This is a genomic window from Janthinobacterium lividum (genome assembly GCF_011601275.1).
In the GTDB taxonomy this organism is placed as follows: Bacteria; Pseudomonadota; Gammaproteobacteria; order Burkholderiales; family Burkholderiaceae_D; genus Janthinobacterium; species Janthinobacterium lividum_E.
Genome location: NZ_JAAOLY010000026.1, coordinates 35,736 through 60,952 on the forward strand (window position 1 = coordinate 35,736; position 25,217 = coordinate 60,952).

Below are 25,217 nucleotides of genomic sequence, written 5' to 3' on the forward strand. Positions count from 1 at the left end.
CTTGCCTGTAATTGCCCCGCACCTGTAAAAAACCGCCGCCGCTTCCTTCACTTGAAGGATGTGCGACACCGCTCCGACAAGCACCATGGCGTCGACGGCTACCGCCATGCGCATGCCATCGCCAGTGTTTTTCCGACTTCGCCCTCATCAAGGAGCAGCATCATGCATTCAATTGATACCCGTTGCCATACTCTCCACCTGGTTCGCGCAGGCAATCACTTGCGCCTGGCCGCGAGCGCTTCCCTCCTGCTGGCACTATCGGCCTGCGCCAACCTGCACACCATCCACCGCACGACCGACTTGCCAGGCGATGGCATGGCCGTCCACCTCGACGCGGCCCAGCGCGTGATTCATGTCACCAAAAACGGAAAAGCCTGTGCCGAGCCGACACCGGATGCCCTGCAATCGTATGCCTCCTCCTTCGGCGGCACCCTCAGCGCCGGCCCCGACAGCGCCGCCATCTCAAATGCCCTGCGCGCCAATGCCGCCAGCGTGGGCTTGCACTCGCAAAGCATTACCCTGATGCGCCAGCAACTGTTCAACATTTGCGAATACGCGCAAAACGAATGGCTCAACGATGCTGACGTCATGCTGCTCATGGAACGTTCGCAAGACCTGACCCTGGGTATCCTGGCCATCGAGCAACTGACTGGCGCCGTGGTGGCGCGCCAGCCCGTGCTGGAAGACGATACCGACATGGCCGCAGAGGCACAGCGGCGCCTCAAGGCATCCCAGGATGCCCTGGCAACGCAAGCGAAACTGGATCTTGCCATCAAAAAAGAACAAACTTTGCAAGCCAAGGCCGGTGCCGCCGCTCAAGTCAAGCCAACGGCCCTGGCCACTACGGGCAAGGATGTCGTCATGCTTAAGACCGCCCAGAATGGCGCAAGTTCCGCCAACGCCAATGACGGCAACGCCGGGCAGGTTGAGGCGAACGCGGCGCTGCTGGCTCAGGCACAGGCCGAGCGCGTCGCGCTCGAAGAAGAACTGGCCGACAAGCTGGCGCAAAGCCAGCCCGGCGCCAATGGCAAGACGGGCATGCTCGACCCGCAGCGTGGCAGCACCATCAATGCAGGAACGGCAGAGCACCTTGCCAGGGCCAGTACCGACATCGTCAGAATGATCTTGAACAAGGGGCACTTGACGGATATGTGCATCACCTTCATCAATCATCCGAAGAAGTATGTGGAACTGTGGCAGCACTACAAGGAAGTCATGGCCCAATGCAAATCGGTGCTGGCGGCAGACCTGCGCACGGACACTACGCAGCCTTACAGCTACGTCATGCCTGGATTAAAAGATAAGCTGCAGCCCAATCCAGACCAGGAAAACTGGGTTCCTATCGTTATCCCTGCGAAACGCGAGCCCGACGGCAGCAAGGTTCCCCAAGAAAACAAGCCGACGCGAAAATAAGGCAGGCCAGCGCAAACCTCCAGGATGTTGCAACCAAGTATAGGCGAATAATGTGCTTGGGTCAGCGCAGGCGCACGCTTTGCGCATATCGATATGCGCATCGATTCGTGGTCAAAAGCGTGCGCGGGCCGTACTCTGGCCTTGTCGCGCCGCATGGCGTATTACGGGCACAAAGGAAATATCATGGCTATCTCGGAAGTGAATGTACGCAACCAGTTTCGCGGCAAGATCAAGGAAATCATCTTCGGCCCCGTGGTCTCGGAGGTGGACGTGGAAACGCCGCACGGCATCGTCACGTCGGTGATCACCTCGCGCTCGATCAAGGACCTGGATTTGAAAGTGGGCAGCGAAGTCATCGCGCTGGTCAAGTCGACGGAAGTGTCGATCGCCAAGATCCAGTAAGCGCGCGTTTTTCCATGCACGCTAATCGCGAAACAGATACGTAAACGTGCGGCTGACGGGCAGCTTTTCCGTGCTGCCGCGCACCAGCACCTGCATGCGCTCGGCGTCGATGCGTTCGGCCGCCTCGATGGCTTTGACGTTGACCATGGTGCCGCGGTGGATTTGCCAGAACTGTTCCGGATCGAGGCCGCCCAGCAAATCCTTGAGTGGCGTGCGCACCAGCGCTTCCGAGCCGGCCAGCACGACGCGCGTGTACTTGGTGTCGGCCTGGAAGAACAACACGTCGTCGATGTCGATCAGGCGGATCTGCTTGCCCACGCTGGCCTTGATCCATTTCAACTTGTCGCGCGGTGCGGCCGGCAAGGCGGCGCGCAGCGACTGCAATAAATTGGCCATGTCGGCCGGCTGGGCGCCGAGCTTGTCGCGCAGGCGGGCCAGCGCCCGCCGCAGGCGCTCGGCCTGCACAGGTTTGAGCAGGTAGTCGACGGCGCCCGCGTCGAACGCATCGACGGCGTACTGGTCGTAGGCCGTGACGAATACCACATGGGCGCGCTTGCCGATGCGCTCGGCCACTTCCAGGCCCGACAGGCCCGGCATGCGGATGTCGAGAAAGACCACGTCCGGCTCATGCTCGAGGAAACCGTCCCAGGCATCGTTGCCGTTTTCCGCCACCAGCACGACGTGCGCTTCGGGCCAGGCTTGCGCCAGCAGCATGAGCAGGCGCTCGCGCATCAGGGGTTCGTCTTCGGCAATCAGGATGGTGGTATTCATGCGGCGGGTGCTTTCAGGCTCGATGCAATTTTGATGGGTAGCAATATTTCAGCGATCACGCCGCCCTCTTCGCCGTCGCGCAGGCGCAGGCTGGCGGACGGATCGGACAGCAACAGCCGGCTGCGCACGTTTTCCAGGCCCAGGCCGCCGCCCTGTGCGCTGCCCGTGCCGCTGGCCGGCAAGCCCATGCCCGTGTCCTGCACGCGCAGGCGCAGCATGCCGTCCACCCGCAGCGCCGACAGGCGGATCTCGCCGCCGCGCAGCGATGGTTCTATACCATGCTTGATGGCGTTTTCCGCCAGGGTTAGCAAGATCATGCTGGGTATCGTCGCGTGCGCAAACTCGGCCGGCAAGTCCAGCGCATAGCGCAGGCGCGAGCCCATGCGCGCCTGCATCACGCGAAAATACGCGGCCACCATGTCGAATTCGCTTTGCAAGGGCACTTGCTCGCTGCGCATCTCCGCCAGGCTGGCGCGCAGGAAGGCGATCAGGTCGGCCGTCAATGCCGCGGCACGGCCGGCGCCTTGCGCTCCCTGCTCGGCCAGCTGCTGCACGGCGCCCAGGGTATTGAACAGGAAATGCGGCTCGATCTGCGCGCGCAGCAGGCGCAGCTGCGATTCGCTCAGCTCGCGCGCCAGGCGGTCGCGCTCGGCATCCTGCTGCAGTTGCAGGGTCAGTGCTTCGTACTGCCGGTTGCGCCAGGTGGTGACGATCCCCAGCGGCACCATGTAAAACAGGCAAGCCACGAGCAAGGCCGTGCCGCCCACGCGCAGCAAGCGCTCGAAGGCCATGTCCATGAAACCGGTATCGCTCAAGCCTGCCAGCAGCACGCCAACCGCCACCCCGGCTACGCAGGTCGACACGATCAGCAAGAGTTTCTTGAGCCTGTTGCGCACGGAACTGCGGTAATTGAACCACACGCCCACCAGGCCCCACGCCAGCGCAAAACCCAGGCCGTTGCTGAAGATGAGGGCCTTGAGCAATTCGAACCTGGCCGGCAGCAGCAGGTGCAGTGCGACGCCGATGACGCTGAACAACAGCATCAGCTTGCCCGCGGCGATGTAAAAACCGGCGCCACGGTACTTGAGCAGGAAATCGTGCAGCTGCTGGCGCTCGATCGGCGTCAGCTTGACCAGCTTCATGGCGACGTAGCGGCGCGCCCGTCCCTGGACCCGCTCCGCCATCGCCGGGTGTTTCAGTACCAGCAGCGATTCCTCATCGACGCTGCGGTACCAATCCGTATATTTTTTTAACACGATGCGTTCTCCGTGGTGATTCAGGCATGAACGCAGTCTACGGCGCCCCTGTTGCAGGGCATAGCGCGGGGCGACGAAGCACGAAGCGGCAGGGATCAACGACGAAGCGCGCGGTGCCTGCCAGGCCCTCGCTGCCTATATTGCTCAAATCATACGAAGTTTCCAAGATGAAATCAATAATTGCGCAACAATTTTCACTACGGCAAGAATAGCCGTTTTTATTTGCCAAATTGGCCGCAACGCCGCCTGTTGCGGGCCTGTACCGTAGACATCGCTTGATCTTTAATGGTATTGTTTAAGCTTGGCAAATATTGCCTCCGAGATACACGCCGCGTCCCCGCGCGGCCCCGTCCCGGATTTGCGCGCAGCGCCCACGATGGCGCCCCAAAACTGCTTTTCCACATACAATCCCATGCTCAAAAAAATGTTCGCCGCGGTGCTGATGACGCTTTCGACAGCGGCCATCGCCGTGCCCTTCGGTTCCCAGTCGATACTGGTGGTCGAAGACGGTACAGGCAAAGTCTTGCTTGAAAAAAATTCCAACGTGGTGGTGCCCATCGCCTCGCTGACCAAACTCATGACAGCCATGGTCGTGCTCGACTCCAAGGCGAACATGCAGGAAGAAATCAGCATTGACCGCGAGGATGTCGACACCTTGAAACACAGCACCTCGCGCGTGCCCGTGGGCGCCACCCTGAGCCGCCACGACGTGCTGCAACTGGCGCTGATGTCATCCGACAACCGCGCCGCCGCCTCGCTGGCGCGCACCTTCCCCGGCGGCCCGACGGCATTTGCCGTGGCCGTCAACGCCAAGATCAAGGCCCTGGGCATGCGCCAGACCGTGATCGAAGAGCCGACGGGCTTGTCGCCCAACAACCAGTCGACGGCGGCCGACCTCGTCAAGATGGCCGTGGCCGCCTCGCGCTACCCGGAAATCAGCCGCATCACCACGGATTCGAAGGACATCATCCAGATCAAGGGCCGCGACGTGGAATACCACAACACGAACCGCCTGGTGGGCGCCAAGGGCTGGGACATCGGCCTGTCGAAGACGGGCTACACGAATGAAGCGGGCCGCTGCCTGATCATGCGCATCAAGTCGGCCGGCAAGTTCGCCACCATGATTTTGCTCAACGCGCGCGCCAATTCCGTGCGCGCCATGGACGCCGTCAATATCCGCCGCATGCTGGCGGCCGAGAACGGCATCGAAGAGCCGAAGGTGATGCGCGCTTCCGTCAGCCGGCATAAAAAAGCACCAGCGAAACCGTCGAAGCGCCGCCGCGCCCGCTGAGCTATAAGTTAACCCTTGACTGCTGTGGTCAGCCCCGACGGGTCTGACCCCGGAACTATTTCGCTTGCCGGTTGGTCATCACCACGCCGGCTATCGTCACCGCCCCGCCCACCAGCATCGAGGCGAGCACCGGCTCGCCCAGCAGCGCCGCCGCCAGTACGATGCCGAACACGGGCACGAGGTTGTTGAACACGGCCGTGCGCGACGGGCCCAGCGCTTTGACGCCCTCGTAATACCAGACAAAGCCGATCACTGTGCCGAACACGCCCAGGTAGCCGGTGGCTGCCCACACTTGCCAACCGAAGCTGCGCCATGGCACGGTGGGAAATTCCACGGCCGCCCCCACCAGTAAAAAGGCCAGGCCCCACATCGCCGCATACGTGGTGGCGGCAATCGGGCTCAAGCCCTTTAGCGCGACTCTGCCGATCAGGGTGTAGGCGGCCCAGCTGGAAATGCCGCAAAACATGAAGATCTCGCCGGCGCCGATGCCGCCGCCGTTACCATGCAGCACGCCGGCGAGGTCGCCGCGCGTGATGACGATGGCCGTACCGCAGAACGCCAGCATGATCCCCAGCCACTTGAAGGAGCCGAGCCGTTCGCGGAACAGCATGGCCGAGGCCAGCGCCGTGACGATGGGATTCAAGGCCACGAACAGGGCCGTGCGCCCGGCCGGCATGCGCGACAGGGCCGCCAGGAAGCACAGGTTGTACAGAAAGATGCCCGTCAGGCCCAGCGCGGCCGTCGTCATCACCTGCTTGCGGTCCAGGCGCGGCAAGCCCCCTTCCAGTTTCCATGCGAGCACGACGAGCAACAGCACGGCCACGCCGAAGCGTCCGCTGGCGGCCGTCATGGGCGGCATCTGCTGCGCCAGCACGCGTCCCGCGATAAAGGTACCACCCCAGAACAGGGCGACGAAAATGAGTTTGAGATAGACGAGCGGCGATTGCACGGAAGGCAAGGCGGCTGAAGGGATGGCGGTAGTGCGCATGGAAAGTCCTATGATGTCGCTTGTGCAGCGGACGCTGCAGATATATATTAATACTAATATCAACTCATGAAATAATGAGTAAATACTCATATTTCAAAGAAACCACACCATGACCTTCACGCAACTGGAAATTTTTACCCTGGTGGCCGAACTGCACGGCTTTTCCGCCGCCGCCGCGCAGCTGGGCATCAGCCAGTCGGCCGTCTCGCACGCCTTGAAGGCGCTGGAAAAGGAGATGGGCGTGGACCTCATCGTGCGCCACCAGGCCTCGGCCGAGCTGACCGACGTGGGCCGCCAGCTGCTCGTGCGCGCGCGCGAAATCCTCGGCTTATCCGAAGCCATGCGCCAGGAAGCGGCCGACGTGCTTGGCCAGCGCCAGGGCAGCCTGCGCATCGGCTCGTTTGGACCCACCTCGTCCTTGAATCTGCTGCCCGCCATCACGGCGCAATTCCGCCTGCGCTATCCGGGCATCGACTTGCGCATCGACGAAGGCGCCGACCATGAGGTGGTGCAGTGGATACGCGAACGCCGGGTCGACGTGGGCTTCGTCGTGCTGCCCGACGAGCGTTTCGATACGGCGCCGCTGGTGGAAGACCAGATGATGGCGCTGGTGCCGCGCAGCCATGCGCTGGCAAGCGAAAACTCCATCACCCTGGCGCAGCTGTGCGAGGGGCCGTTCATCATGTCCGAGGCGGGCTGCGCCTGCCTGATCGAGCCGCTGTTCGCCAACGCGGGCTTGCAGCCGCAGGTGCCCTACCGCATCAGCCAGGTGATCACCATCCTCGACATGGTCAGCCGCGGCGACGGCCTGTCCATCGTCGCCGAACTGGCCCTGCCGCAGCGCCTGCGCGAGCAGTATCCTGAGCTGGTCGCCCTGCCCTTGAATCCGCCCGTCAGCCGTAAGGTGGGCCTGGCCGTGCGCGACCGGCGCCAGAACACGCCGGCCACCAACGCTTTTTTCGAGGTGGCGAAACAGATGGCGCCGACCCTGGCGCCACGGCGCGCCTGGAAACTGGCTTAAAACGTCTCCCACTCCTCGCTGCGCTCCGCCTTGACGGCAGGCGTCCTTGCCGCACTGCTCGCGAGGCGCGGCGCGGCAGGTGCGCGCACCACCGGTTTGACAGAGGCCGGCGCCTGCCCCTCATCGAGCTTGAACACACCCACCACCTGCGCCAGGGTATTGGCCTGGTCTTGCAGGCTTTCGGCAGCGGCCGCCGCCTCTTCCACCAGGGCCGCGTTCTGCTGCGTCACCTGGTCCATTTGCGCGATGGCCTGGTTCACCTGTTCGATGCCGGAACTTTGCTCGACGCTGGCGGCCGTGATCTCGCCCATGATGTCGGTGACGCGGCGCACGCTGTCGACGATTTCCTGCATCGTCGCGCCAGCCTCGTCGACAAGGCGCGCGCCCGAATCGACCTTGCTCACCGAATCGTCGATCAGCAGCTTGATTTCCTTCGCTGCGCCAGCGGAACGCTGCGCCAGACTACGCACCTCTGTTGCCACCACGGCGAAGCCCCGTCCCTGTTCGCCCGCACGCGCCGCTTCCACGGCCGCGTTGAGCGCCAGGATATTCGTCTGGAAGGCGATGCCGTCGATGACGCTGATGATGTCGACGATCTTCTTCGACGAATCGTTGATCGACGCCATGGTATCGACCACCTGCGCCACCACTTGCCCGCCCTTGCTGGCCACGCCGGACGCCGATTGCGCCATCTGGTTGGCCTGGCGCGCATTGTCCGCGTTCTGTTTCACCGTGCTGGTCAGCTCCTCCATCGAGGCGGCCGTCTCTTCCAGCGAACTGGCTTGCTGTTCCGTGCGCGACGACAGGTCCTGGTTGCCGGCGGCGATTTCGGACGACGATACTTTCACCGATTCGCTGGCCGTGCGGATTTTCACGAGAACGGCGGCGATCTTGTCGATGAAGCGGTTGAAGGCGCCGGCGATCTGCGCCAGTTCATCCACGCCGGAAGCGTCGAGGCGGCGCGTCAGATCGCCCTCGCCCGAAGCGATGTCGTCGAGCGCGTCGCGCACCAGTTCCAGGCGCTTGAGCATCTTGAACACCAGCAACGACAGCAGCAGCGCGGCCAGCCCCGTCAGCAGCGCGGCCGTGACGGTGGCCGTCGTCAGCATCGTCCGCAAGGCTTGCATGGCTTCCTGCTGGTCGAGCACCACGGCCAGCAGCCAGTCGGTGCCGGCCACGCGCGTGACGTACAGCATGCCGTCGCGGTCGTTCAGGCGCACGGCGTCGCTGGTGCGCGTACTTTCCAGGCGGTTGACCTGCGCGGCCGACAGCGCCGCATCGAGTTTCGCCACCGGCTGCAGGCTCAGGTCCTTGTTCGCATGGGCGATGATGGTGCCGCTCTGGTCGACGAGGAAGGCAAAACTGTGCGGCGTCGGCTTGATCGCCACCACGTTGGCGATCACCGTATCGAGCAGCACATCCGCGCCCGCCACGCCGACCAATGCCTCTTTCGGCCCGACGGGCGCCGTGAACGACACCACGAGTTTGTGGCTGGCCGCGTCCACGTACGGCGGCGTTAGCATCGGCACGCCCGCCTTGACCGTGTCCGTGTACCAGGCGCGCGCCGTGGGATCGAAATCGGCGGGGCGGCCCGGATGGGTAAACACGGAACGCTTGTCCGCGTAACCGATGAACACTTCCGCAAAATCGCCAGCCTTTTCCGCGATCTGGAAAGCGCGCAGCGGATCGGGCGTCTCGGCCGACATGACGACTGAGGCCATGACCTTTTTCTTGCCATCGACCCATTGCGCCAGCACGGCCGACTGGCTTTGCAGCAGCTGCTGCATCTGCTGGTCCGACGACGCCAGCATGCTGCTGCGCGTGGTGACGTAATTGGCGGCCGACAAGGCCAGCATGGACAGAACGACGATGGCCACGCAAATGAGCACCAGCCGCGTGCGAAGGGAAGACAACATGATGGACTCCTGGTTTTGATTTTGATGGTATGACACAGCGTTGTCGCCCTGCCAGCCGCCTTTGCATTTTTACACAAAAATCGGAACAATATTATTCAATATTCGGAATAATATACACTTATTACATCAAAGCAACACCATCATCTGTTGACGCTCTACTACGGTTGCCTCATAGTTAAGTTTTAATGAGGAGCCCACATGCGTTTGCACCGTCTCATCCTGGCCTGCGCCAGCTTCATCACCGGAGCCGTCTTTGCCTCGCCGCAAGCACCCGTGCAGGGCGCCGACTACCTGGTGCTGGCCACGCCGCAGCCCGTGCAAACGGCGCCGGGCAAGGTGGAAGTGATCGAGTTTTTCATGTATCACTGCCCCGCCTGCAACGCGCTGGAACCGAGCCTGGCGCGCTGGGTCAAGGACAATGCCGCCACGGTGTCATTCCGCCGCATCCATTTGCCGCGTCTGCCGGAAAATGATCCGGAAGCGCATCTCTTCCTGACTCTGGAAGCGCTGAAGAAAGAAGAGTCTCTGCATGCGCAAGTCATGCATACCTGGCATGTAGAACGCAAGCGCCTGGCCAGCGACAGCGATAACCTCGATTGGGCGCTGAAAAATGGCCTGGACAAGGCTGCCTTCGAAAGCGCCTACCAGTCGTTTGGCGTGCAGACCAAGCTGAAAAACCTGCCGCGCCTGGCCGCCAGCTACCAGGTGGACAGCACGCCCACCCTGATCGTGGGCGGGCGCTATTTAACCAATCCGTCGATGGTCGCCGGCGCCAACCCGGCCTTGCCGCGCCAGGGCGTGGAGCAAGCGACCCTGCAAGTGGTGCAGGCGCTGGTGGCCAAGGCGAAGCTGGCGAAGTAAATCAGCCGATCAAGCCGCGCAACCCGCTGGCCCGCTGCGTGCGGCGCAAGATCGCGTCGTACAGCACGGCTTGCGTAGGCGAGACGAGGGTAAAGAAGTCGCGCGCGCGAGTGATGCCCGTGTAGACCAGTTCGCGCGCCAGCATGGCACCGCCCTCCTGCGGCAGCACCAGCACCGTGTGGCGAAATTCCGAACCCTGCGATTTATGCACGGTCATGGCGAACGCCGTTTCCACGTGGCGCAAGCGCGTGGCCAGCACGCTGCGCACGTTCTCGCCTTCCAGGAAGTACACGCGCAGGGATCCCGGCCGCGCAGGGTCGCGCAAGGTCAGTCCGATGTCGCCATTGAACACGCCAGTGCCGTAATCGTTGCGCGTGACCATCACGGGACGGCCCACATACCATTCGCCGCGGCGTATCAGGCCTTCCTTTTCCAGCCGCAGCTCGATGGCCGTGTTCAAGCCCGCCACGCCCCACTCGCCTTCGCGCACGGCGCACAGGATGCGGAACGATTCAAAACTGTGCAGCACGGCGCGCACCCAGTCGTCATGCTGCGCGTACGCGGCCTCGCCGGCATTCACCAGCGCCAGGTAGGGCTGGTAGCCGCCCGGCGCATCCGCGCGGCCGCGCAAGGCCAGGCGCAGCACCTCGTCCGGCTGCGCGCTCACGCTCCACGCCAGCTGACCGCCGCTGTCGCCGGTAAAACACGCTTTGGCAAGATCGGGCCTGCCGCCATTCACGGCCAAGGCCAGTTCGCCGATCGGACCGCTGAAACGATGGCTGTGGCGCAGCATCACCGTCTGCTGCGCCAGCGCGCCTGCCGCCCCCGCAAAGGCGGACGGAATGGCTACGCCGCTGGCCGCCTGCGCATACGCGATGGTGGCGGGAGTGTAGCCGCCCGCCTGCGCGTCGTGGCACAAGTCGCCCAGCACGGCGCCCGCCTCCACGGACGCCAATTGGTCCTTGTCGCCAAGCAGGATCAATATCGCCTTGGGCGGCAAGGCGTCGAGCACGGACGCCATCATTTCCAGGTGCACCATCGACGCTTCATCGACGATCAGCACGTCGACGTCGAGCGGGTTGCCCGCGTGGTGGGCAAAAGCGCGCGTATCGGGCCGCGCGCCCAGCAAGCTATGCAGGGTGCGCGCCGCACCCATGCGCCGTGCCAGTTCCAGCAGGGGCAGCGCACCGCCCGCCTTGGCCGCCAAGCCTTCCAGGGCCTTGTCGATCGACTGCTTCAGCCGCGCGGCCGCCTTGCCCGTGGGCGCGGCCAGCGCGATGCGCAGTTGCTCCGGCTGCGGCGAGACGGCAAACAGCAAGGTGAGCAAACTGGCCACCGTGTAGGTCTTGCCCGTCCCCGGGCCGCCCGTGATGATGGCCACCTTGCCGCGCAGGGCGATGGCGCACGCCACCTTTTGCCAGTCCGGGCCACCGTCCTGCGTCGGCTGGTCGAACAGGATGTCAAGCCATTGCCGCACCTGCGCCAGCGGCGGATTCGTTAAATCCTGCGCGCGCGCGGCGATTTTCCCGCCCACCAGCGTTTCATCGCGCCAGTAGCGGCGCAGGTACAGGCGGTCGCCATCGAGCACCAGCGGCTGGCGCACATCGGCCTCGCCCACCTGCCACACTTGCGGCGCGCCGGCCAGCAGCGCGCGCCAGCCCTCGACGCTATCCGGCAACGGACCGGAAACGGCCAGCACGCCATGCCACAGCTCATCGCTCCAGCCCAGCAGCTGCGACGGTTCGCTGGCCAGCTCAAACAGCATCAGGCAGCTGTGCCCCCGCCCTTCCAGCTCGGACAGCGCCACGCACGCCACGGCCACGGCGGGCGCATTCGGCGTCTGTTCGTCCAGGCTGGCGATAAAGCGGGCAAAGGCGGCGCTCAGGCGGCGCAGATGCCCGCCCTCTGCAACGCCGTCGATATGGCTGAACAAGGCATCCATCTGCAGGGTGTCCAACTGCACGTTATGCTGCATGGTGTTCCGTTTCTTCTAACAGTTGATCGAGGCCGTCCAGCAATTCCAGTTGCGGCGCCAGCCAGTAGCAGCCATGCGTGTCCGCATTCGCTATGCCGCGCAGGAACAGGAAAATGGCGCCGCCCAGGTGTTCGGCCGGGTCATACGCGTCACCCATGCGGCTTTTCAGCAGCCGGTGCAGGGCCAGCATGTAGATGGCGCCCTGGATATCGTAGCGGTGCTGCGCCATGCCGGCCGCCAGCGCCTGCGTGTGGTAGGCCGCGTCGTTGGCACCCAGCGCATTCGACTTGTAGTCGAGCACCCAGTAGCGGCCATCCCGTTCGATGACCAGGTCGGCAAAGCCTTTCAGCATGCCGTGCAGCTGGCGCCGCGGCAGCACTGGACGGGGTGCGCCGTCGAGCAGCAAGCGCGTGCACAGCTGGTCGAGCGCCGCCGTGGACAAATGCTCGCTGGGGAACCAGAACTCCATTTCGGACAGGGTGCTGTCCAGCTGCGACAGCGAGGCATCGAGCAGTGGCAGCGGCGTGATGGCGATTTCCCTGAGCCAGGCGATGGCGTCTTCCTGGCGATGGCCCCAGCCGGCCCGCTCGCAGCGCGCGGCCAGGCGGGTGTCGAAGTTGTCATCGTGGACGCTGTCAAAACCTTCGCCGCCCATCCACTCGAGCTGCTCGTGCAGGAAATTGCCGGGCACGGAACCGCGCGGGAAGCGGTGCCATGGCGCGTCGCCCATGTGCATCGGCGTGGCCACGGCCACCGCCGTGCCGTCTTCCAGCAAGGTTTCTTCCAACGCCCGCTGCGGCACGTGCGCGGCCGCCACGGCGCCGATCTGGCGCGTCAGCGACGTGAAGCTGCCCACCGACCAGTCGCGCTCGAATTCGCCCGCGAACACGGGTGCGGGGCGCAACTCGGGCCGCCGCTCCACCCGGTCCAGCACCGTGCAGGCGTCGGGCTGCCCCAAGGTGCTGACATAGATGGCGTCGCAATCGCCCGCCACCTGCTGCCAGCGCAGCAGCAACTGCTCGAACGGCAGCTTGTCGCCGCCCGTCAGCAGGTAGCCGAGCGCCGATTCGTGCAGGGTGTTCTCGCCCGCCTTGCGCGCCGCCTGGGCGGCCACGCCCAGCCACAAAAAGTGGCGCGCCCGCGTCAGGGCCACGTACAGCAGGCGCAAGTCTTCCTCGATGCGCGCCTCTTCCACCGCCGCCATCGCCTCGTCGGACAAGGACAGGTCGAGGCGGCGCTCGCCATCGTCGGCCGCATACTCGAAGAAGCTGCGGTTGCGTTTATCGACCTTGCGCGCCGTGACGGCAAACGGCAAATAGACGAGCGGGTATTCGAGTCCTTTGGACTTGTGCACGGTGATGACCTTCACCAGCTCCGCATCGCTTTCCAGGCGCAGCACGCGCTCGTCGCCGTTTTCGCCTTCGCCTGCGATCTGCTCGGCCAGCCAGCGTATCAGCGCCTGCTCGCCATCGAGCTGGCGGCTGGCCGATTGCAGCAGCTCGGCCAGGTGCAGCAGATTCGTCAAACGCCGCTCGCCGCCCGTCTGCTGCAGCAGCATGGCGGGCAGCTGCAATTCGTGGATGAAACGGCGCAGCATGGCCAGCACGCCCTGGCGCTGCCAGATCAGGTGCAGGGCCTTCAGTTGCTCGACCCGGCGCTCCCATTCCAGTTCATCGCTCGACAGGCGCGCCAGTTCGCCCAGCGACAGGCCGATGGTGCGCGTGGCAAAGGCGGCGCGCGCCAGCCCCCCGTCGAGGGGATTGGCCAGCGCCGCCAGCCAGCGCAGCACGTCTTGCGCTTCCTCGCTGTCGATGACGGAATCCTTGTCGGACAGGTAGACGCTGGCGACCCGGCGGCGCGCCAGCGCGCGGCGGACGGCCGCCGCCTCCTTGCGGTCGCGCACGAGGATGGCGATATCGGCCGGTTGCAAGCGCGCAAACCCGTCGGGACCGGTAAAACCCGCCTGCGGGTCGCCCAGCATGGCGACGATATGTTCGGCGCAATGCTGCGCGAAATACTCGCGGTAGCTGTCGCCGCGCAGCCCTTCATCGCTGGCGCAGGCGGCCAGCAGGGCCGGCAACGGGCCGCCGGCGTTCACCAGGTACTCGGCGCGGCCCTTGGCGTCGACGGCCTCGAACGGCAGCGGATTCTCGCCCCCTTTACGGTAGCGGAAAGCACCGGCCGGCACCTCGTCGCGCTCCGCGTGCAGGAACAGCTGGTTGACGGCCGCCACCAGCGGGGCCGTCGAACGGTAGTTGGTGCCCAGCTGATAGTGGCGTCCCGTTGTCGCACGACGCGCTGCCAGGTAGCTCTGGATGTCGGCGCCGCGAAAGCCGTAGATCGACTGTTTCGGGTCGCCGATCAGGAACAGGCCCAGCGCCGGATCGTTGTCGGCAATCCGGTACAGCAGGTTGAAAATCTGGTACTGGGCGGGCGCCGTATCCTGGAATTCATCGACCATGGCCAGCGGATACTGGTCGATGATGCGCTGTCGCAGGGCCGCTCCATTTTCGCCGGCCAGCGCGTCGTGCAGGCGCTGCAGCATGTCGGCAAAGCCGAACTGGCGCGACTGGCGCTTCAACTGGTCCATGCGCCGGGCGATGGCCGCCGCCGCATGCAGGTGCAGCTTGTGCGCCAGCGGCGTGATACCCGCCAGGGCGATTCCCAGCGCCTCCGTATGCTCGAAGCACTCGGGCACCTGCGCCGTGAAACTCTTGGCAAACGCATCCTCGATGCCGAACGGCGTCAAGCGCTCCCACGCCTTGGCCGTGATGGCGGGCAGCAGCAACAGCGGATCTTGCGCCCATTTACGCAAGCCGTCGAACCACTTCGCCAGGTTCTCCGGCTTCATCTTGACGCCATTAAAACACTTGGGATTGGCGGCGCGGTGGTCGTTGATCCACATGGCCATCTGGTCGACACGCTCGACCCAGCCCGCCTTCAGGGTGGCCAGCTGCGCGGCCAGGGCCCGCTGTTCGCGGGAGATCAGCGTGGACAACGGCTCCTCGTCCGCCATGCCCATGATGTCCGCGCGGCGCGCCAGCTCGCGCGCGCCTTTCTTCAGCGCGCCGACGTCGGGCCAGCAGGCCAGCAGCACGTCAAGCGCCTGCGGCGGCAAGGGATAGACTTGCTGGCGCCAGTAATCGTGGGCCGCATCCTCGAACAAGGCTTGCTCGTCGCTGACCAGTTCCTCGTCGAACAGGCTGCCGCTGTCGAACGCATGCTCGCGCAACATGCGCTGGCACCAGGCGTCGATGGTGAAAATGGCCGCTTCATCCATCGTCTCGGCGGCCAGCATCAGCCGGTGCGCGGCTTTTTGCCGCTCGCTCTCGTCAGGATAGGATTCGAGCAAGGCGTCGAGGAATGGATCGCTGCCGCCGGATTCGTGACGGAACTCATTGCGAAAATAAGCGGCCGCCTCGATCAGGCGCTCGCGCACGCGGTTCGACAATTCGCGCGTGGCGGCGCGGGTAAATGTCATCACGAGGATGTCGGCCGGCAGCAGCGAACGCGTAAAGCGGCTGTCGTCGTCGCCATGCCCCAGCACGAGCCGCACGTACAGCGCGGCGATGGTCCAGGTTTTACCCGTACCGGCCGACGCTTCGATCAGGCGCGAGCCATGCAGCGGGAACGCCAGGGGGTTGAGCAAATGGCTCGTCATTGTTCTTCTCCCGCGCCATCATCGGGCGCGCTGATCGGGTCGATCGTGATGTGTTCCTGCAGCCAGTCGGCCAGCGGGCCATACAGCTCGCGCGTGCAGTCTTCCCACGCTTCCTCCGCGGCCAGCGCGGAAAACTCGGGCCACAGGCGCGCCAGGCACAGTTCCGCTCGCTCGCCAGTCATGTCGAAGCCGCCGTCATACACGGCGCGCGGGTCGCCCTGCTGCACCAGCGCCAGCCCCGTCTTGCAGGCCGTGGGCAGCGGATGGTTCATGCCTTCGCGCCACAGCGCCAGCAAGGTGGCCAGCGCGTCGCGCGACGTGGCGGGATCGAGCGGCGCCATGCTGACGATGGCGTCGCGCGCCACCAGGTAGCCGGTGACGGGGAAACCGAGGGCGGCGGCGGCCAGCTGGCGCAACCACATCAGCATCAGCTTGTCGCCGCGCGCCAGGCCGCCCTTGTCCGTCACCTTCGAGGATATCTGCATCAGCCAGGCCGTATCCTGCCCGTTGCTGCACAATCTGTCGAGCCAGTCGTCGATCTGCAATTCGCCGAACGGCAAGTTGATGGCGCGCTTGTCGGCCGCGTACGGGAACGAGGCGCGCAAGGACAACCACGCGCTGCGCACGGGCACCAGCGCCTCGACCAGCTGCGCCTGCACTTGCCGGCCGATCAGGCCGATGGGCAGCACGCCTTCGCGCGCCAGCTTTTCCGCGCGCGCTTCCAGGCTGGCGCGCACGTCATCCAAGGCTTCCACGGCGCCGCCATCGTCCAGCATGGTGTCTTCCAGCAGATAGCGTTCGAGCGCATTCAGGCCGAACGGTTCTTCATCCTCGCCCAGCATGGCCGCATCGGCGAAATGCACGCTCAAGCGGCGGCGGAAAAAGTATTTGACGGGCTGGCGCAAGAAGCTGGCCAGCTCGCCCAGTTTCAAGCGCGTACCGGGATCGAGTTCGTAGGGCCCCAGCGCCAGTTCCGCGGACTGCGCCTGCGCCTGCGCATCCACATCCGCATGCGCGACGCGCCATTCGCGCGCGTAGGTCAGCAAGCCATCGGTCTCGAAATAGCGGCGGCTGAACGGCTGCAGCGCGTGCTCGGTCGTCAGGGAGACCAGGTGACGGTCCAGCGACCAGCCAGCCGCCAGGTAATCGCGCAGCTGCGACACGAGCACGGACGGCGGCTGCTCGGAATTGTCGCGCACATTGCGCCCCACCCAGCTCACGTACAGCTTGTCGCGCGCGGCCAGCAAGGCTTCAAGCATCAGGTAGCGGTCATCGTCGCGGCGCGAACGGTCGCCCGGACGCGCCATGCCGGGCAGCGCCAGCAAGTCGAAATCGGCCTTCTGCGCGCGGCGCGGGAAATCGCCATCGTTCATGCCCAGCAGGCATACGACGCGGAACGGCACGGCGCGCATCGGCATCAGGGTACAGAACGTGACGCCGCCGGAAACGAATTGGTGGTTCAGAGTCGGTTCGTCCAGCGCGCCCAGCCACGCCACGCGCAGCACGGACAGCGGCACCGACTCGACAAAGCCCGCGTGCTCGCAGGTTTCCAGCCAGCCTTGCAAGGCGCCTTCCAGCTGCGCCAGGGTCAGGCGGTCGCCCTCGTCGTCGGCGTCAAAGAAGGCGGCCAGCAGCGCGCGCGCCTGCACGCCCCACTCGGCCGGCGTGCGCGCGTCGGCCAGCACGGTACGCCAGTGCAGCAGCGCCTCGACCAGCTGCGCCAGCGAACCCGCCAGCGCCGCATCGAGACCGCCCACTTCCGCATACGGCTCGATGCCGCCAAAGCTGGCGCCACTGCCGCTGGCATAGCCGAGCAGCATGCGCCGCACGCCGAAGATCCACGCATTCTGTTCGCCGGCCGCGCCCAGCCCCAGGCCGCTGCGGTGATGCTGGTCCAGGCCCCAGCGCACGCCCGCCCCTTCGATCCAGGCGCCCAGGGTGGCCAGGTCGTCCGGCTGCAAGCCGAAGCGGGCGGCCAGCGCCGGCACGTCGAGCAGGTCGCGCACTTCGCTCTGGCGGCAGCGCTGCTGCGGCAGTTGCAGCAGCCACTCGAGCGCGACGAGCAGCGGATTGACGCTGCGGTCCTTCACGTCGCCGATCTCGAACGGGATGAAACGCTCGTCGTTGCGCCGGTACTGGCCGAAGACGGCGTGGATGGCGGCCGTAAAGGTGTCGATGTCGGGCACCATCACCACCACGTCGCGCGGACGCAGGCCCGTCTCGGCGCTGTGCGCGAACATGGCCAGCAGCTGGTCGTGCAGCACTTCGACTTCGCGCTGCACGCTGTGCGCCACGTGAAATTCGATCGAGCGGTCGGCCGCATCGGGCGGCGTTTGCTCATGTTCGGCCAGCGGACGCAGTTCGCGGATGGCCACCTGCACCTGCTGCAGCAGGGTCTCGCCCACCTCCTCGCCAAACAGGTCGATGCGCAGGCTGTCGTCGCGTCCTTCGGCTTGCGCGTGTTCGTCGAATTCGTCGAGCATGCGGATGAAGTCGCGCCCTTGCCTGCCCCAGCTGGCCAGCAGCGGGTGGCTGTGCGCATGCAGTTCTTCCAGCGGAATCTGCGCCAGGTCGGTGCCGTTGCGCTGGCGCTGGCGCTTGTTTTCCGCGCGCAGCAAGTCGCGCCCGTCGATGATGTCGCCCCAATAGAACTGGCAGGGATTGGGCACGGCCAGCACCACCTGCGTGTGGCGCGCCAGCGCGGCCAGCGCCTGCAAGGTCTGGTACGGCAAGGCCGACACGCCAAACAGCACCACCCGGCGCGGCAGCTTGCCAGCCGGCGCATCGCCGGCGGCAATCGCCGCCAGGAAGGCGTCGTGAATGTCTGCGCGGCCCGTGTCGCGCTCGACATCCTCGACGTCGGCCGCCACGGCACGCCACAACTGCGCCTGCCAGCGCTGGTCCTCCTTCAAAACGATGGATTCGCCGCGCGCCGTGCGCAACTGGTCGCGCCCCGCCGCCCAGTCGGCCAGCCAGTCGGCGCGGTAGACCTGGTACTGGTCGAACAGGTCGGCCAGGCGCTCGGCCAGCTGCAGCCGGCGTTCGCAATCGCCATCGGCCAGGAAGTAGCGCAGCGGCGCAAACACGGGGTCGGCCAGCAGCGACGGTAAAAGACGCATCAATCGCCACGTCAGCGGGGACTTGTCGAACGGCGACACGCGCGGGACTCTGTCGCGCCCCAGCATGCCCCGGTAGCTTTCCCACAGCAGGCGCGCCGGCAGCGCGATGCGCGTAGCGGCGCATACGCCCATCTCCTCGGCCAGGGCAATCTTCAGCCATTCAGCCACGCCGTTCGACTGCACCAGGAAGATATCCGTTTCCAGCGGCGCCAGCGGATGCTGGCGCAGCCACTGGAAGACGGCGGCGCGCAGCTGTTCCAGCTGGTTGCCGTGCAGGATAAGGAGGCCGGGCGTGACGGGTGTATGCATGCTGATCCGATGGGTTGCCGCGTCTCCGGCCGGGTGGCCAGGGACGTCAAACGCCTATTATCGCCGCTGCGTGCGTCAGGGGGCGTCGCTGGCGGCAAATTCCATGGAAATTTGTTCCGCCACCTGCGCCAGCGCAGGTCCCAGGGCCGCCAGCAAAGCGCGCGCCTGCTGCAGGTCGCCGCCCAGGCGCAAGCCTTCGATCGACGTGCACAGCCCCGCAAAGGCATGGGCGCCCACGGCCAGCGCCGACGATTTGCTGCGGTGCCCCAGGTCGGCCAGGCGCCCCAGGTCTTCCAGCGCCACGGCCTGCTCCATTTCGGCGATGCCGTCGCGCGCAGTGTCGAGAAACAGCTGGGTGTATTTGCGCATCTTCACGGCGTCATTGCTGAACGTGAGGGCCAGGGTGGCCAGGTCGAGGATGGCCGTATCGCGCAACTCCGGTGCGGCGCCCGGTGGCGCCGCTTTCGGCGCCGCCAGCCTGTCGCTTGCACGCGCTTGGCCCATGCCGCCGACGCCGCCAATACCCCCACGTAAGCGGAACCATTTCGCCAGCAGGTGAAACAGCAGATTCGGGGCGATCGGCTTGGTCACGAATTCATCCATGCCAGCCTCCAGGCAACGGGCACGGTCTTCGCTGCCCGCATTGGCCGTCATGGCGATCACCAGCAGGCCAGTGAGTTTCGGGTCGGCGCGGATGCGGCGCGTCGTCTCGAAGCCGTCCATCTCCGGCATCTGCACGTCCATCAGCACGCAGTCGTAGCGCTGGCGGGCAAGCAATTCCAGCGCTTCGCGGCCATTGCCGGCGACGCAGACGGTGGCGCCGGCGTCTTCCAGCAATTCGCAGCCCACCTGCTGGCTGAAGACGTTATCTTCGACCAGCAGGATGGACGCGCCGCGTATCACGCCCAATACTTCCGGCTCGACTTCGGCAATGCGCTCGTCGGCCGCCTGCGCGCTTTTTTCCAGGCGCGCCGTGAACCAGAAGGTGCTGCCCAGGCCCGGCTGGCTGTACACGCCCACCTTGCCGCCCATGAGCTCCACCAGTTGCTTGCTGATCACCAGCCCCAAGCCGCTGCCGCCATACTTGCGCGTGGTCGACGGGTCGGCCTGGTGGAAGGAGCGGAACAGCTGCGCCACCTCTTCCTGATTCATGCCGATGCCCCGGTCCTGCACCTCGAAGCGCAGCATGGCGTAGCTGCCGCGCTCCTCGGACTGGCGCACGCGCACGAAGATGCTGCCATTGTCGGAAAACTTGATGGCGTTGCTGGTCAGGTTCAGCAAGACCTGCTCCAGGCGCAGCGGGTCGCCGCGCCAGCGCTGCGGCAGCTCCGGCGCGATATCGAACTGCAGCGCCAGGCCCTTGACGGCGGCCGCGTCGCCCAGCTGGCTGGCGACGTTCGCCAGCAGGGTGTCGAGGCGGAAGTCCAGCACTTCCAGTTCCAGCTTGCCCGCCTCGATCTTGGAAAAATCGAGGATATCGTTGATCAGGCCCAGCAAGTGCTGGCCCGAATGGTAGATTTTTTGCAGGTAGTCGCGCTGGCGCGCGTCGGCCACGGATTTGAGCGCCAGGTGCGCCATGCCGATGATGCTGTTCATCGGCGTGCGGATTTCATGGCTCATGTTCGACAGGAAGTCGCTCTTGGCCTGGCTGGCCGCGTCGGCCTGCTCTTTCAGGCGGTGCAATTCCGTCACGTCGGTGGACAGGCCGATCAGGCCCGTGACGGGACCGGGCAAGCCCAGCGGCACCTTCACGCTCCACAGGTGATGCACCTGGCCCTGCGCATCGACGAAGCGCTCCTCGCCGACGAACTTGGCGCCGCTGTCGAAGACCTGGCGCTCCGTGCGCTGCGCGGCGGCGGCCGCATCGCCCAGCATCAACTCGCCATCCTGGCGGCCGATCAGCTGCTCCGCAGGACGGCCCAGGATGGTGGCCGTGCGCGCATTCACGTAGCGGTAGCGCAGGTCGGCATCCTTCATGTAGACGTAGGCGTCGACGCTGTCGAGCACCGTATCGAGCAGGGTGCGCTGCGCCACCGCGTTGCGGCGCGAACGGTACAAGGTAAAGATGTAGCCATAAATGAGCAGGGTGCCGGCCACGCCGACGGCCAGCGCCAGCCATGGGAAATGGCGGTCGAAGGGGCTGTACAGCTCCGCCTTGCGCACGCGAAAATGGGCTTTCCACAGGCCGCCCTGGTACGCGACGGGCAGCACCTGGTCGAAATAGTCGGCATCGCTGCCCGGTTGCGGCGGCGCCGCCGCCAGGTCGCCGTCATCGTTGAACAGCAGGCGGTCCTGCGGCGTGATGGACAAGGTTCCGCTGGCCGTCAACGGGTCGGCCGCGCTGTACAGGGTCAGGTGCAGCGGCTCCAGGGCGCTGCGTTCGAGCGCGCTGTGCACCAGCTGCGCCACGCCAAAGCCGATGCCGACGGAGCCCTGGTAGGCGGCGCGGCGCTCGGCCACGCTGCCTTGCGGCATGCCATTGCGGTACACGGGCAGGCGCATGCCCAGGCCCACGTGCGCGGGCGGCCCCTTGATCATGATCACCTGCCCCGACGCGCTGACCTGGCCGCTGTCGCGCGCCTGCGCCAGCGATTGCGCCACCAGCGGATTGGCGCCGATATCGACCCCCATGCGTTCGGCCAGCAGGGAATCGGGTTCCAGGTAGGTGAGCACCGTGTATTCCGGCCGCTCCCCCGCGGGCCGGATGATGAAAGCGGGATAGCCGCGCGGCGCCAGGCTGGTGTCACGGCGCACGGCCTCGATGAAGCCGGCGCGCTGCGCCGATGGCACGGCCGCCGCGTAGTTGACCGATTCGATGGCCGGAAACTGGCGCACGATATCGAGGCCGGCCACGTAATCGTGGAACTGGCGGCGCGTCAGGTGCTCGCTGGTGCGGAACAGGGCTTCGAGGCCGCGCAGCAGGTCAGAATAGCTTTTTACGCGCGTCATCAGGCTATGCTGGGCGCTATGCGTGAGATTGTCGAAACGCTGCTCGGCGTCGTCATTGACCGTGCGCGCCGCGCCCGCATACAGGGCGCCACCCACCGCCAGGGCCAGCAACAGGCCACCCGCCCAGATTCTGATACCTGATCCCGCCCCGCCCTTGCTCAAAGTGTGCATTGTCGATCGCTTATTCCGGTTTCCTCGAATGGGCGACGCCGCGGCCGCCCAGCAAGTACGAGGATACTATCAAAGCTCATGCCCGACGCGCTTGTGCAAGAAAAAAAGCGCGCAGGGTGGTTGCATTGGAAAACACCTGGCGCTCAAGCCTCCCGCAGCGCTCCAGCCTGCAACGTGCTTGCGCCATGGTCATCCCAGGCATCGGCGCAGCGCACCACGTCGCCGACGACGATGATGCTGGGACTGCCGAGGCCGCTGGCCTGCAGATCGCCCGGCAAGCACTGCAAGGTGCTCAGCAACTGGCGCTGGGCGGCCAGGCTGGCCGATTGCACCACGGCCACGGGCGTGCCGGGCGCCATGCCACCGGCCAGCAAGCCGGCCTGGATGGCGGCTATACGGGCCACGCCCATGTAGATGACGAGCGTCAAGCCGCTTTGCGCCAGGGCCTCCCAGTTCGGCTCGGACGCGGCATCCTTGCCGTGGCCCGTGACGAAGATGGCGCCTTGGCTCCAGCCGCGGTGCGTCAGCGGCACGCCGATGGACGATGGCGCGGCCAGGCCGCTGCTGATGCCGGGGATCACTTCGACGGCCACGCCATGGCTGCGCAGGTAGGCGCGTTCTTCGCCGCCCCGTCCGAACAGATACGGGTCGCCCCCTTTCAGGCGCACCACGTGCAGGCCGGCGCGCGCCTCGGCCAGCATCAGGCGCTCAATGAACGCTTGCGGCGTGGACGCGCAGCCGCCCCGCTTGCCCACCTCGACCACGCGCACGCCTTGCGCCGCATGCGCGAGGATGGCCGGGTTGACGAGGTCGTCGATCAGCACCACATCGGCCCGCGCGATGGCCTTCACGGCCTTGAGGGTCAGCAGGTCCGGGTCGCCAGGACCGGCGCCGACCAGGGTTACGCTACCACATTGCGCCATGATGAAATCTCCCATTAAAAAAAGTGGCCGATGGCAAACGATGCCGCGTACGCTTCCGGCGCGCTGCCGTCCCACACGACGCCGTCGCACAGGGTCGAGCTGCGCATGGGCGCTTTTGGTAAGGGCGTGGCCGTCATCTCCGCCGCCTGGCGGTACAGGTCGATGCGGTTGACCTGGCGCGCCACGGTCAGGTAATCGGGTTCGTCGCGCAGCAAGCCCCAGCGCCGGTGCTGGGTCATGAACCACATGCCGTCCGACAAGTACGGGAAATTGACGGCGCCATCGCCGTAAAACTTCAAGCCGTGCGCCTCGTCCCAGGTCTTGCCCAGGCCATCCTGGTAATGTCCGAGGATGCGCGGCGCCAGGGTTTCCTGCGGCGTATGCAAATAAGCGGGTTCGGCCAGGGTGGCCGCCATGGCCAGCCGGTTGGTGTCGCTGGCGTCGATCCAGCGTCCCGCCTCGAGCACAGCAGCGATCAGGGCGCGGCAGCTGTTCGGATGCTGCTGCGCAAACGCGGCGCTGGTGCCCAGCACCTTGCCCGGATGGTCGGGCCAGATGGCGCCGCTGGTGGTGGCCGTCACGCCCACGCCATCGACGATGGCCTTGTAGCCCCACGGTTCGCCGGCGCAAAAGCCATCCATCTGGCCCGCGCGCAAGGCGGCCACCATCTGCGACGGCGGCACCGTCATCACGCGCGCGTCGCGCAGCGGATCGATGCCATGCGCGGCCAGCCAGTATTGCAGCAGCATCGCGTGGTTGCCGGTCGGGAAAGTATGCGCAAACGCAAATGGCCGCGCCACACCGCGCATGTGCCGCGCCAGCGATGGCCCATCGTGGGCGCCCTCGCGCGCCAGCGCCGCCGACAGGGTCACGGCCTGGCCGCTGTGGTTGAGGTTCATCAGCACGGCCATGTCGTGCTGCTGCCCGCCGATGCCCATCTGCACGCCGTACACGAGGCCGTACAACACGTGGGCAGCGTCGAGGTCGCCGCTATTCAATTTGTCGCGCACGCCGGCCCACGACATCTCGCGGCTCAGCTCGATCTTGATGCCGTATTTTTCATCGAGACCCAGTTTTGAGGCCATCACCAGCGAGGCGCAATCGGTCAGCGGCAGGTAGCCGATGCGTATCGTCTCTTTTTCCGGATGCAGCGATCGCATCACCTGGGCGCTGCTTTCCGCTGGCTTACCCGCTTGCTCTGTCATACTGGATTCCTTTGCCTGACCTTGCTGGCAGCGCTGCACCAATACAGTGCACTGCACCACGATATGTCATAAAACCACGTCATAAAATTGGCATACCCCATCATCCCAGCAAATCTTCCACGTCGAGGATGCGCTGGGCGATGTCCGCCAGTTTGAGTTTCTTGTTCATCGCCATGCTGCGCAGGCGCTGGTAAGCCTGCTCTTCCGTCAAGCCGTGATGCGTCATCAACAAGCCCTTCGCCCGTTCGATCACCTTGCGTTCCTGCAACTTGTGCCGCGTGTCGAGCAATTCGGCACGCAACTTTTCTTCCTGGCGAAAACGCGCCAGCGCCACGTTCAGCACGGGTTGGATGCGCTCGGCCTGCAAGCCGGCCACGATATAGGCGGATACGCCGGCCGCCATGGCCGCGTCGATGCTGGCCGTGGCGCCGTCTTCGGTAAATAATACGATGGGACGGCGCTCGTCGCGCGTGGCGATGACGATGTGCTCGAGCACGTCGCGCGCGTCCGATTCGGCGTCGATGATGATGAGGTCAGGCTGCAGCTGCGCGATGCGCTCGGGAAGGTAGAGGTCGGCTGGCAAGGAGGCAACGATGTCGAAACCCGATTCCAGCAAGCCGATGCGCAAGGCGTTGCCGCGCTGCACCTGGGCAGCCAAGGCCGCATTCTCGTGCACGCCATGCTCGACGATGGTGTTGACGACAACGATGCGCAAAGGCTGGGTACGGCTGGACGTCATGGGAGCGATCTGCAATGGCTAAACACAACCATTGCAGTAAGCAAGAAGCGAACCAGCCGGGTTTACACGGTGCTTTACTTCAGGGTCGGCATGGCAAACTCGGCGCCGGCAGCCGTCGAGGCCGGCCAGCGCTGCGTGACGGCCTTCTGTTTCGTGTAGAAACGCACGGATTCCGGACCGTGCGCATGGTGGTCGCCAAACAGGCTGCGCTTCCAGCCGCCGAAGCTGTGGAAGGCCATCGGCACGG

Annotated in this window: 16 protein-coding genes and 1 pseudogene; 5 read left to right on the forward strand and 12 right to left on the reverse strand. The window is 65.3% G+C overall.

Annotated features, from left to right (window positions below; all coding sequences use genetic code 11):
• Nucleotides 1-162: 162 nt before the first annotated feature.
• Together GYK42_RS26610 and GYK42_RS26615 are read left to right on the forward strand one after the other, a co-directional pair.
• Nucleotides 163-1,413 (forward strand): hypothetical protein, encoded by a 1,251-nt coding sequence (locus GYK42_RS26610; protein WP_166449934.1) that lies wholly within the window; start codon nucleotides 163-165, stop codon nucleotides 1,411-1,413.
• A 183-nt stretch (nucleotides 1,414-1,596) separates the two neighbouring features.
• The gene (locus GYK42_RS26615; protein WP_034757699.1) at nucleotides 1,597-1,815 is read left to right on the forward strand and encodes a TOBE domain-containing protein; all 219 of its coding nucleotides are present in this window, start codon (nucleotides 1,597-1,599) and stop codon (nucleotides 1,813-1,815) included.
• 21 nt (nucleotides 1,816-1,836) lie between these two features.
• Here GYK42_RS26615 and GYK42_RS26620 read toward each other — a convergent pair whose 3' ends face one another.
• Nucleotides 1,837-2,586, reverse strand: coding sequence for a LytR/AlgR family response regulator transcription factor (locus tag GYK42_RS26620; RefSeq protein WP_166449935.1), 750 nt, complete (start codon nucleotides 2,584-2,586; stop codon nucleotides 1,837-1,839).
• Entirely contained in the window at nucleotides 2,583-3,842 is a 1,260-nt protein-coding gene (locus GYK42_RS29685; protein ID WP_166449936.1) for a histidine kinase, read from the reverse strand. Before GYK42_RS29685 ends, GYK42_RS26620 begins: the two co-directional genes overlap by 4 nt.
• A gap of 412 nt (nucleotides 3,843-4,254) precedes the next feature.
• Between GYK42_RS29685 and GYK42_RS26630 the strand changes: the two genes are divergently transcribed.
• Nucleotides 4,255-5,133: a serine hydrolase gene (locus GYK42_RS26630; protein ID WP_046684881.1), complete on the forward strand. Its 879-nt coding sequence runs from the start codon at nucleotides 4,255-4,257 to the stop codon at nucleotides 5,131-5,133.
• 55 nt (nucleotides 5,134-5,188) lie between these two features.
• Here GYK42_RS26630 and GYK42_RS26635 read toward each other — a convergent pair whose 3' ends face one another.
• Nucleotides 5,189-6,121: a DMT family transporter gene (locus GYK42_RS26635; RefSeq protein WP_166449937.1), complete on the reverse strand. Its 933-nt coding sequence runs from the start codon at nucleotides 6,119-6,121 to the stop codon at nucleotides 5,189-5,191.
• A 109-nt stretch (nucleotides 6,122-6,230) separates the two neighbouring features.
• On the opposite strand from GYK42_RS26635, the gene GYK42_RS26640 reads away from it, so the two are divergent.
• On the forward strand, nucleotides 6,231-7,142 hold the full coding sequence (locus tag GYK42_RS26640; protein ID WP_166449938.1) for a LysR family transcriptional regulator: 912 nt from the start codon (nucleotides 6,231-6,233) through the stop codon (nucleotides 7,140-7,142).
• Here GYK42_RS26640 and GYK42_RS26645 read toward each other — a convergent pair.
• Entirely contained in the window at nucleotides 7,139-9,058 is a 1,920-nt protein-coding gene (locus GYK42_RS26645) for a methyl-accepting chemotaxis protein (protein WP_240943853.1), read from the reverse strand. The two genes, GYK42_RS26640 and GYK42_RS26645, sit on opposite strands and share 4 nt — an antisense overlap.
• A 198-nt stretch (nucleotides 9,059-9,256) precedes the next feature.
• On the opposite strand from GYK42_RS26645, the gene GYK42_RS26650 reads away from it, so the two are divergent.
• Nucleotides 9,257-9,919 carry a thiol:disulfide interchange protein DsbA/DsbL gene (locus GYK42_RS26650; protein WP_166449939.1) on the forward strand — a complete coding sequence of 221 codons (663 nt, stop codon included), beginning with the start codon at nucleotides 9,257-9,259 and terminating at the stop codon, nucleotides 9,917-9,919.
• Nucleotide 9,920: 1 nt separating this feature from the next.
• Here GYK42_RS26650 and recD read toward each other — a convergent pair whose 3' ends face one another.
• The 8 genes and pseudogenes from recD to GYK42_RS29425 all read right to left on the reverse strand — a co-directional run.
• On the reverse strand, nucleotides 9,921-11,894 hold the full coding sequence (recD, locus tag GYK42_RS26655; protein WP_205711570.1) for an exodeoxyribonuclease V subunit alpha: 1,974 nt from the start codon (nucleotides 11,892-11,894) through the stop codon (nucleotides 9,921-9,923).
• Complete coding sequence (gene recB, locus GYK42_RS26660; protein WP_166449940.1) at nucleotides 11,884-15,555, reverse strand: exodeoxyribonuclease V subunit beta; 3,672 nt, start codon at nucleotides 15,553-15,555, stop codon at nucleotides 11,884-11,886. The genes recD and recB overlap by 11 nt, the downstream gene beginning before the upstream one ends.
• On the reverse strand, nucleotides 15,552-18,983 hold the full coding sequence (recC, locus tag GYK42_RS26665; protein ID WP_166449941.1) for an exodeoxyribonuclease V subunit gamma: 3,432 nt from the start codon (nucleotides 18,981-18,983) through the stop codon (nucleotides 15,552-15,554). Before recC ends, recB begins: the two co-directional genes overlap by 4 nt.
• Before the next feature lie 75 nt (nucleotides 18,984-19,058).
• Entirely contained in the window at nucleotides 19,059-22,103 is a 3,045-nt protein-coding gene (locus GYK42_RS26670; protein WP_166449942.1) for a CHASE domain-containing protein, read from the reverse strand.
• Between the two features lie 143 nt (nucleotides 22,104-22,246).
• A complete protein-coding gene (gene cobA / locus GYK42_RS26675; protein WP_166449943.1) occupies nucleotides 22,247-23,026 on the reverse strand; it encodes a uroporphyrinogen-III C-methyltransferase in 780 nt (259 codons plus the stop codon).
• A 14-nt stretch (nucleotides 23,027-23,040) separates the two neighbouring features.
• The gene (locus GYK42_RS26680; RefSeq protein ID WP_166449944.1) at nucleotides 23,041-24,231 is read right to left on the reverse strand and encodes a CmpA/NrtA family ABC transporter substrate-binding protein; all 1,191 of its coding nucleotides are present in this window, start codon (nucleotides 24,229-24,231) and stop codon (nucleotides 23,041-23,043) included.
• A 100-nt stretch (nucleotides 24,232-24,331) separates the two neighbouring features.
• Entirely contained in the window at nucleotides 24,332-24,970 is a 639-nt protein-coding gene (locus GYK42_RS26685; protein WP_035817917.1) for an ANTAR domain-containing response regulator, read from the reverse strand.
• A gap of 74 nt (nucleotides 24,971-25,044) precedes the next feature.
• A pseudogene (locus GYK42_RS29425) lies at nucleotides 25,045-25,217 on the reverse strand (methylmalonate-semialdehyde dehydrogenase (CoA acylating)); the annotation flags it as partial.

Coding starts and splice junctions, on each gene's coding strand:
- GYK42_RS26610 (WP_166449934.1), top strand. CDS start 163: ATGCATTCAATTGATACCCGTTGCCATACTCTCCACCTGGTTCGCGCA.
- GYK42_RS26615 (WP_034757699.1), top strand. CDS start 1,597: ATGGCTATCTCGGAAGTGAATGTACGCAACCAGTTTCGCGGCAAGATC.
- GYK42_RS26620 (WP_166449935.1), bottom strand. CDS start 2,586: ATGAATACCACCATCCTGATTGCCGAAGACGAACCCCTGATGCGCGAG.
- GYK42_RS26630 (WP_046684881.1), top strand. CDS start 4,255: ATGCTCAAAAAAATGTTCGCCGCGGTGCTGATGACGCTTTCGACAGCG.
- GYK42_RS26635 (WP_166449937.1), bottom strand. CDS start 6,121: ATGCGCACTACCGCCATCCCTTCAGCCGCCTTGCCTTCCGTGCAATCG.
- GYK42_RS26640 (WP_166449938.1), top strand. CDS start 6,231: ATGACCTTCACGCAACTGGAAATTTTTACCCTGGTGGCCGAACTGCAC.
- GYK42_RS26645 (WP_240943853.1), bottom strand. CDS start 9,058: ATGTTGTCTTCCCTTCGCACGCGGCTGGTGCTCATTTGCGTGGCCATC.
- GYK42_RS26650 (WP_166449939.1), top strand. CDS start 9,257: ATGCGTTTGCACCGTCTCATCCTGGCCTGCGCCAGCTTCATCACCGGA.
- recD (WP_205711570.1), bottom strand. CDS start 11,894: ATGCAGCATAACGTGCAGTTGGACACCCTGCAGATGGATGCCTTGTTC.
- recB (WP_166449940.1), bottom strand. CDS start 15,555: ATGACGAGCCATTTGCTCAACCCCCTGGCGTTCCCGCTGCATGGCTCG.
- recC (WP_166449941.1), bottom strand. CDS start 18,983: ATGCATACACCCGTCACGCCCGGCCTCCTTATCCTGCACGGCAACCAG.
- GYK42_RS26670 (WP_166449942.1), bottom strand. CDS start 22,103: ATGCACACTTTGAGCAAGGGCGGGGCGGGATCAGGTATCAGAATCTGG.
- cobA (WP_166449943.1), bottom strand. CDS start 23,026: ATGGCGCAATGTGGTAGCGTAACCCTGGTCGGCGCCGGTCCTGGCGAC.
- GYK42_RS26680 (WP_166449944.1), bottom strand. CDS start 24,231: ATGACAGAGCAAGCGGGTAAGCCAGCGGAAAGCAGCGCCCAGGTGATG.
- GYK42_RS26685 (WP_035817917.1), bottom strand. CDS start 24,970: ATGACGTCCAGCCGTACCCAGCCTTTGCGCATCGTTGTCGTCAACACC.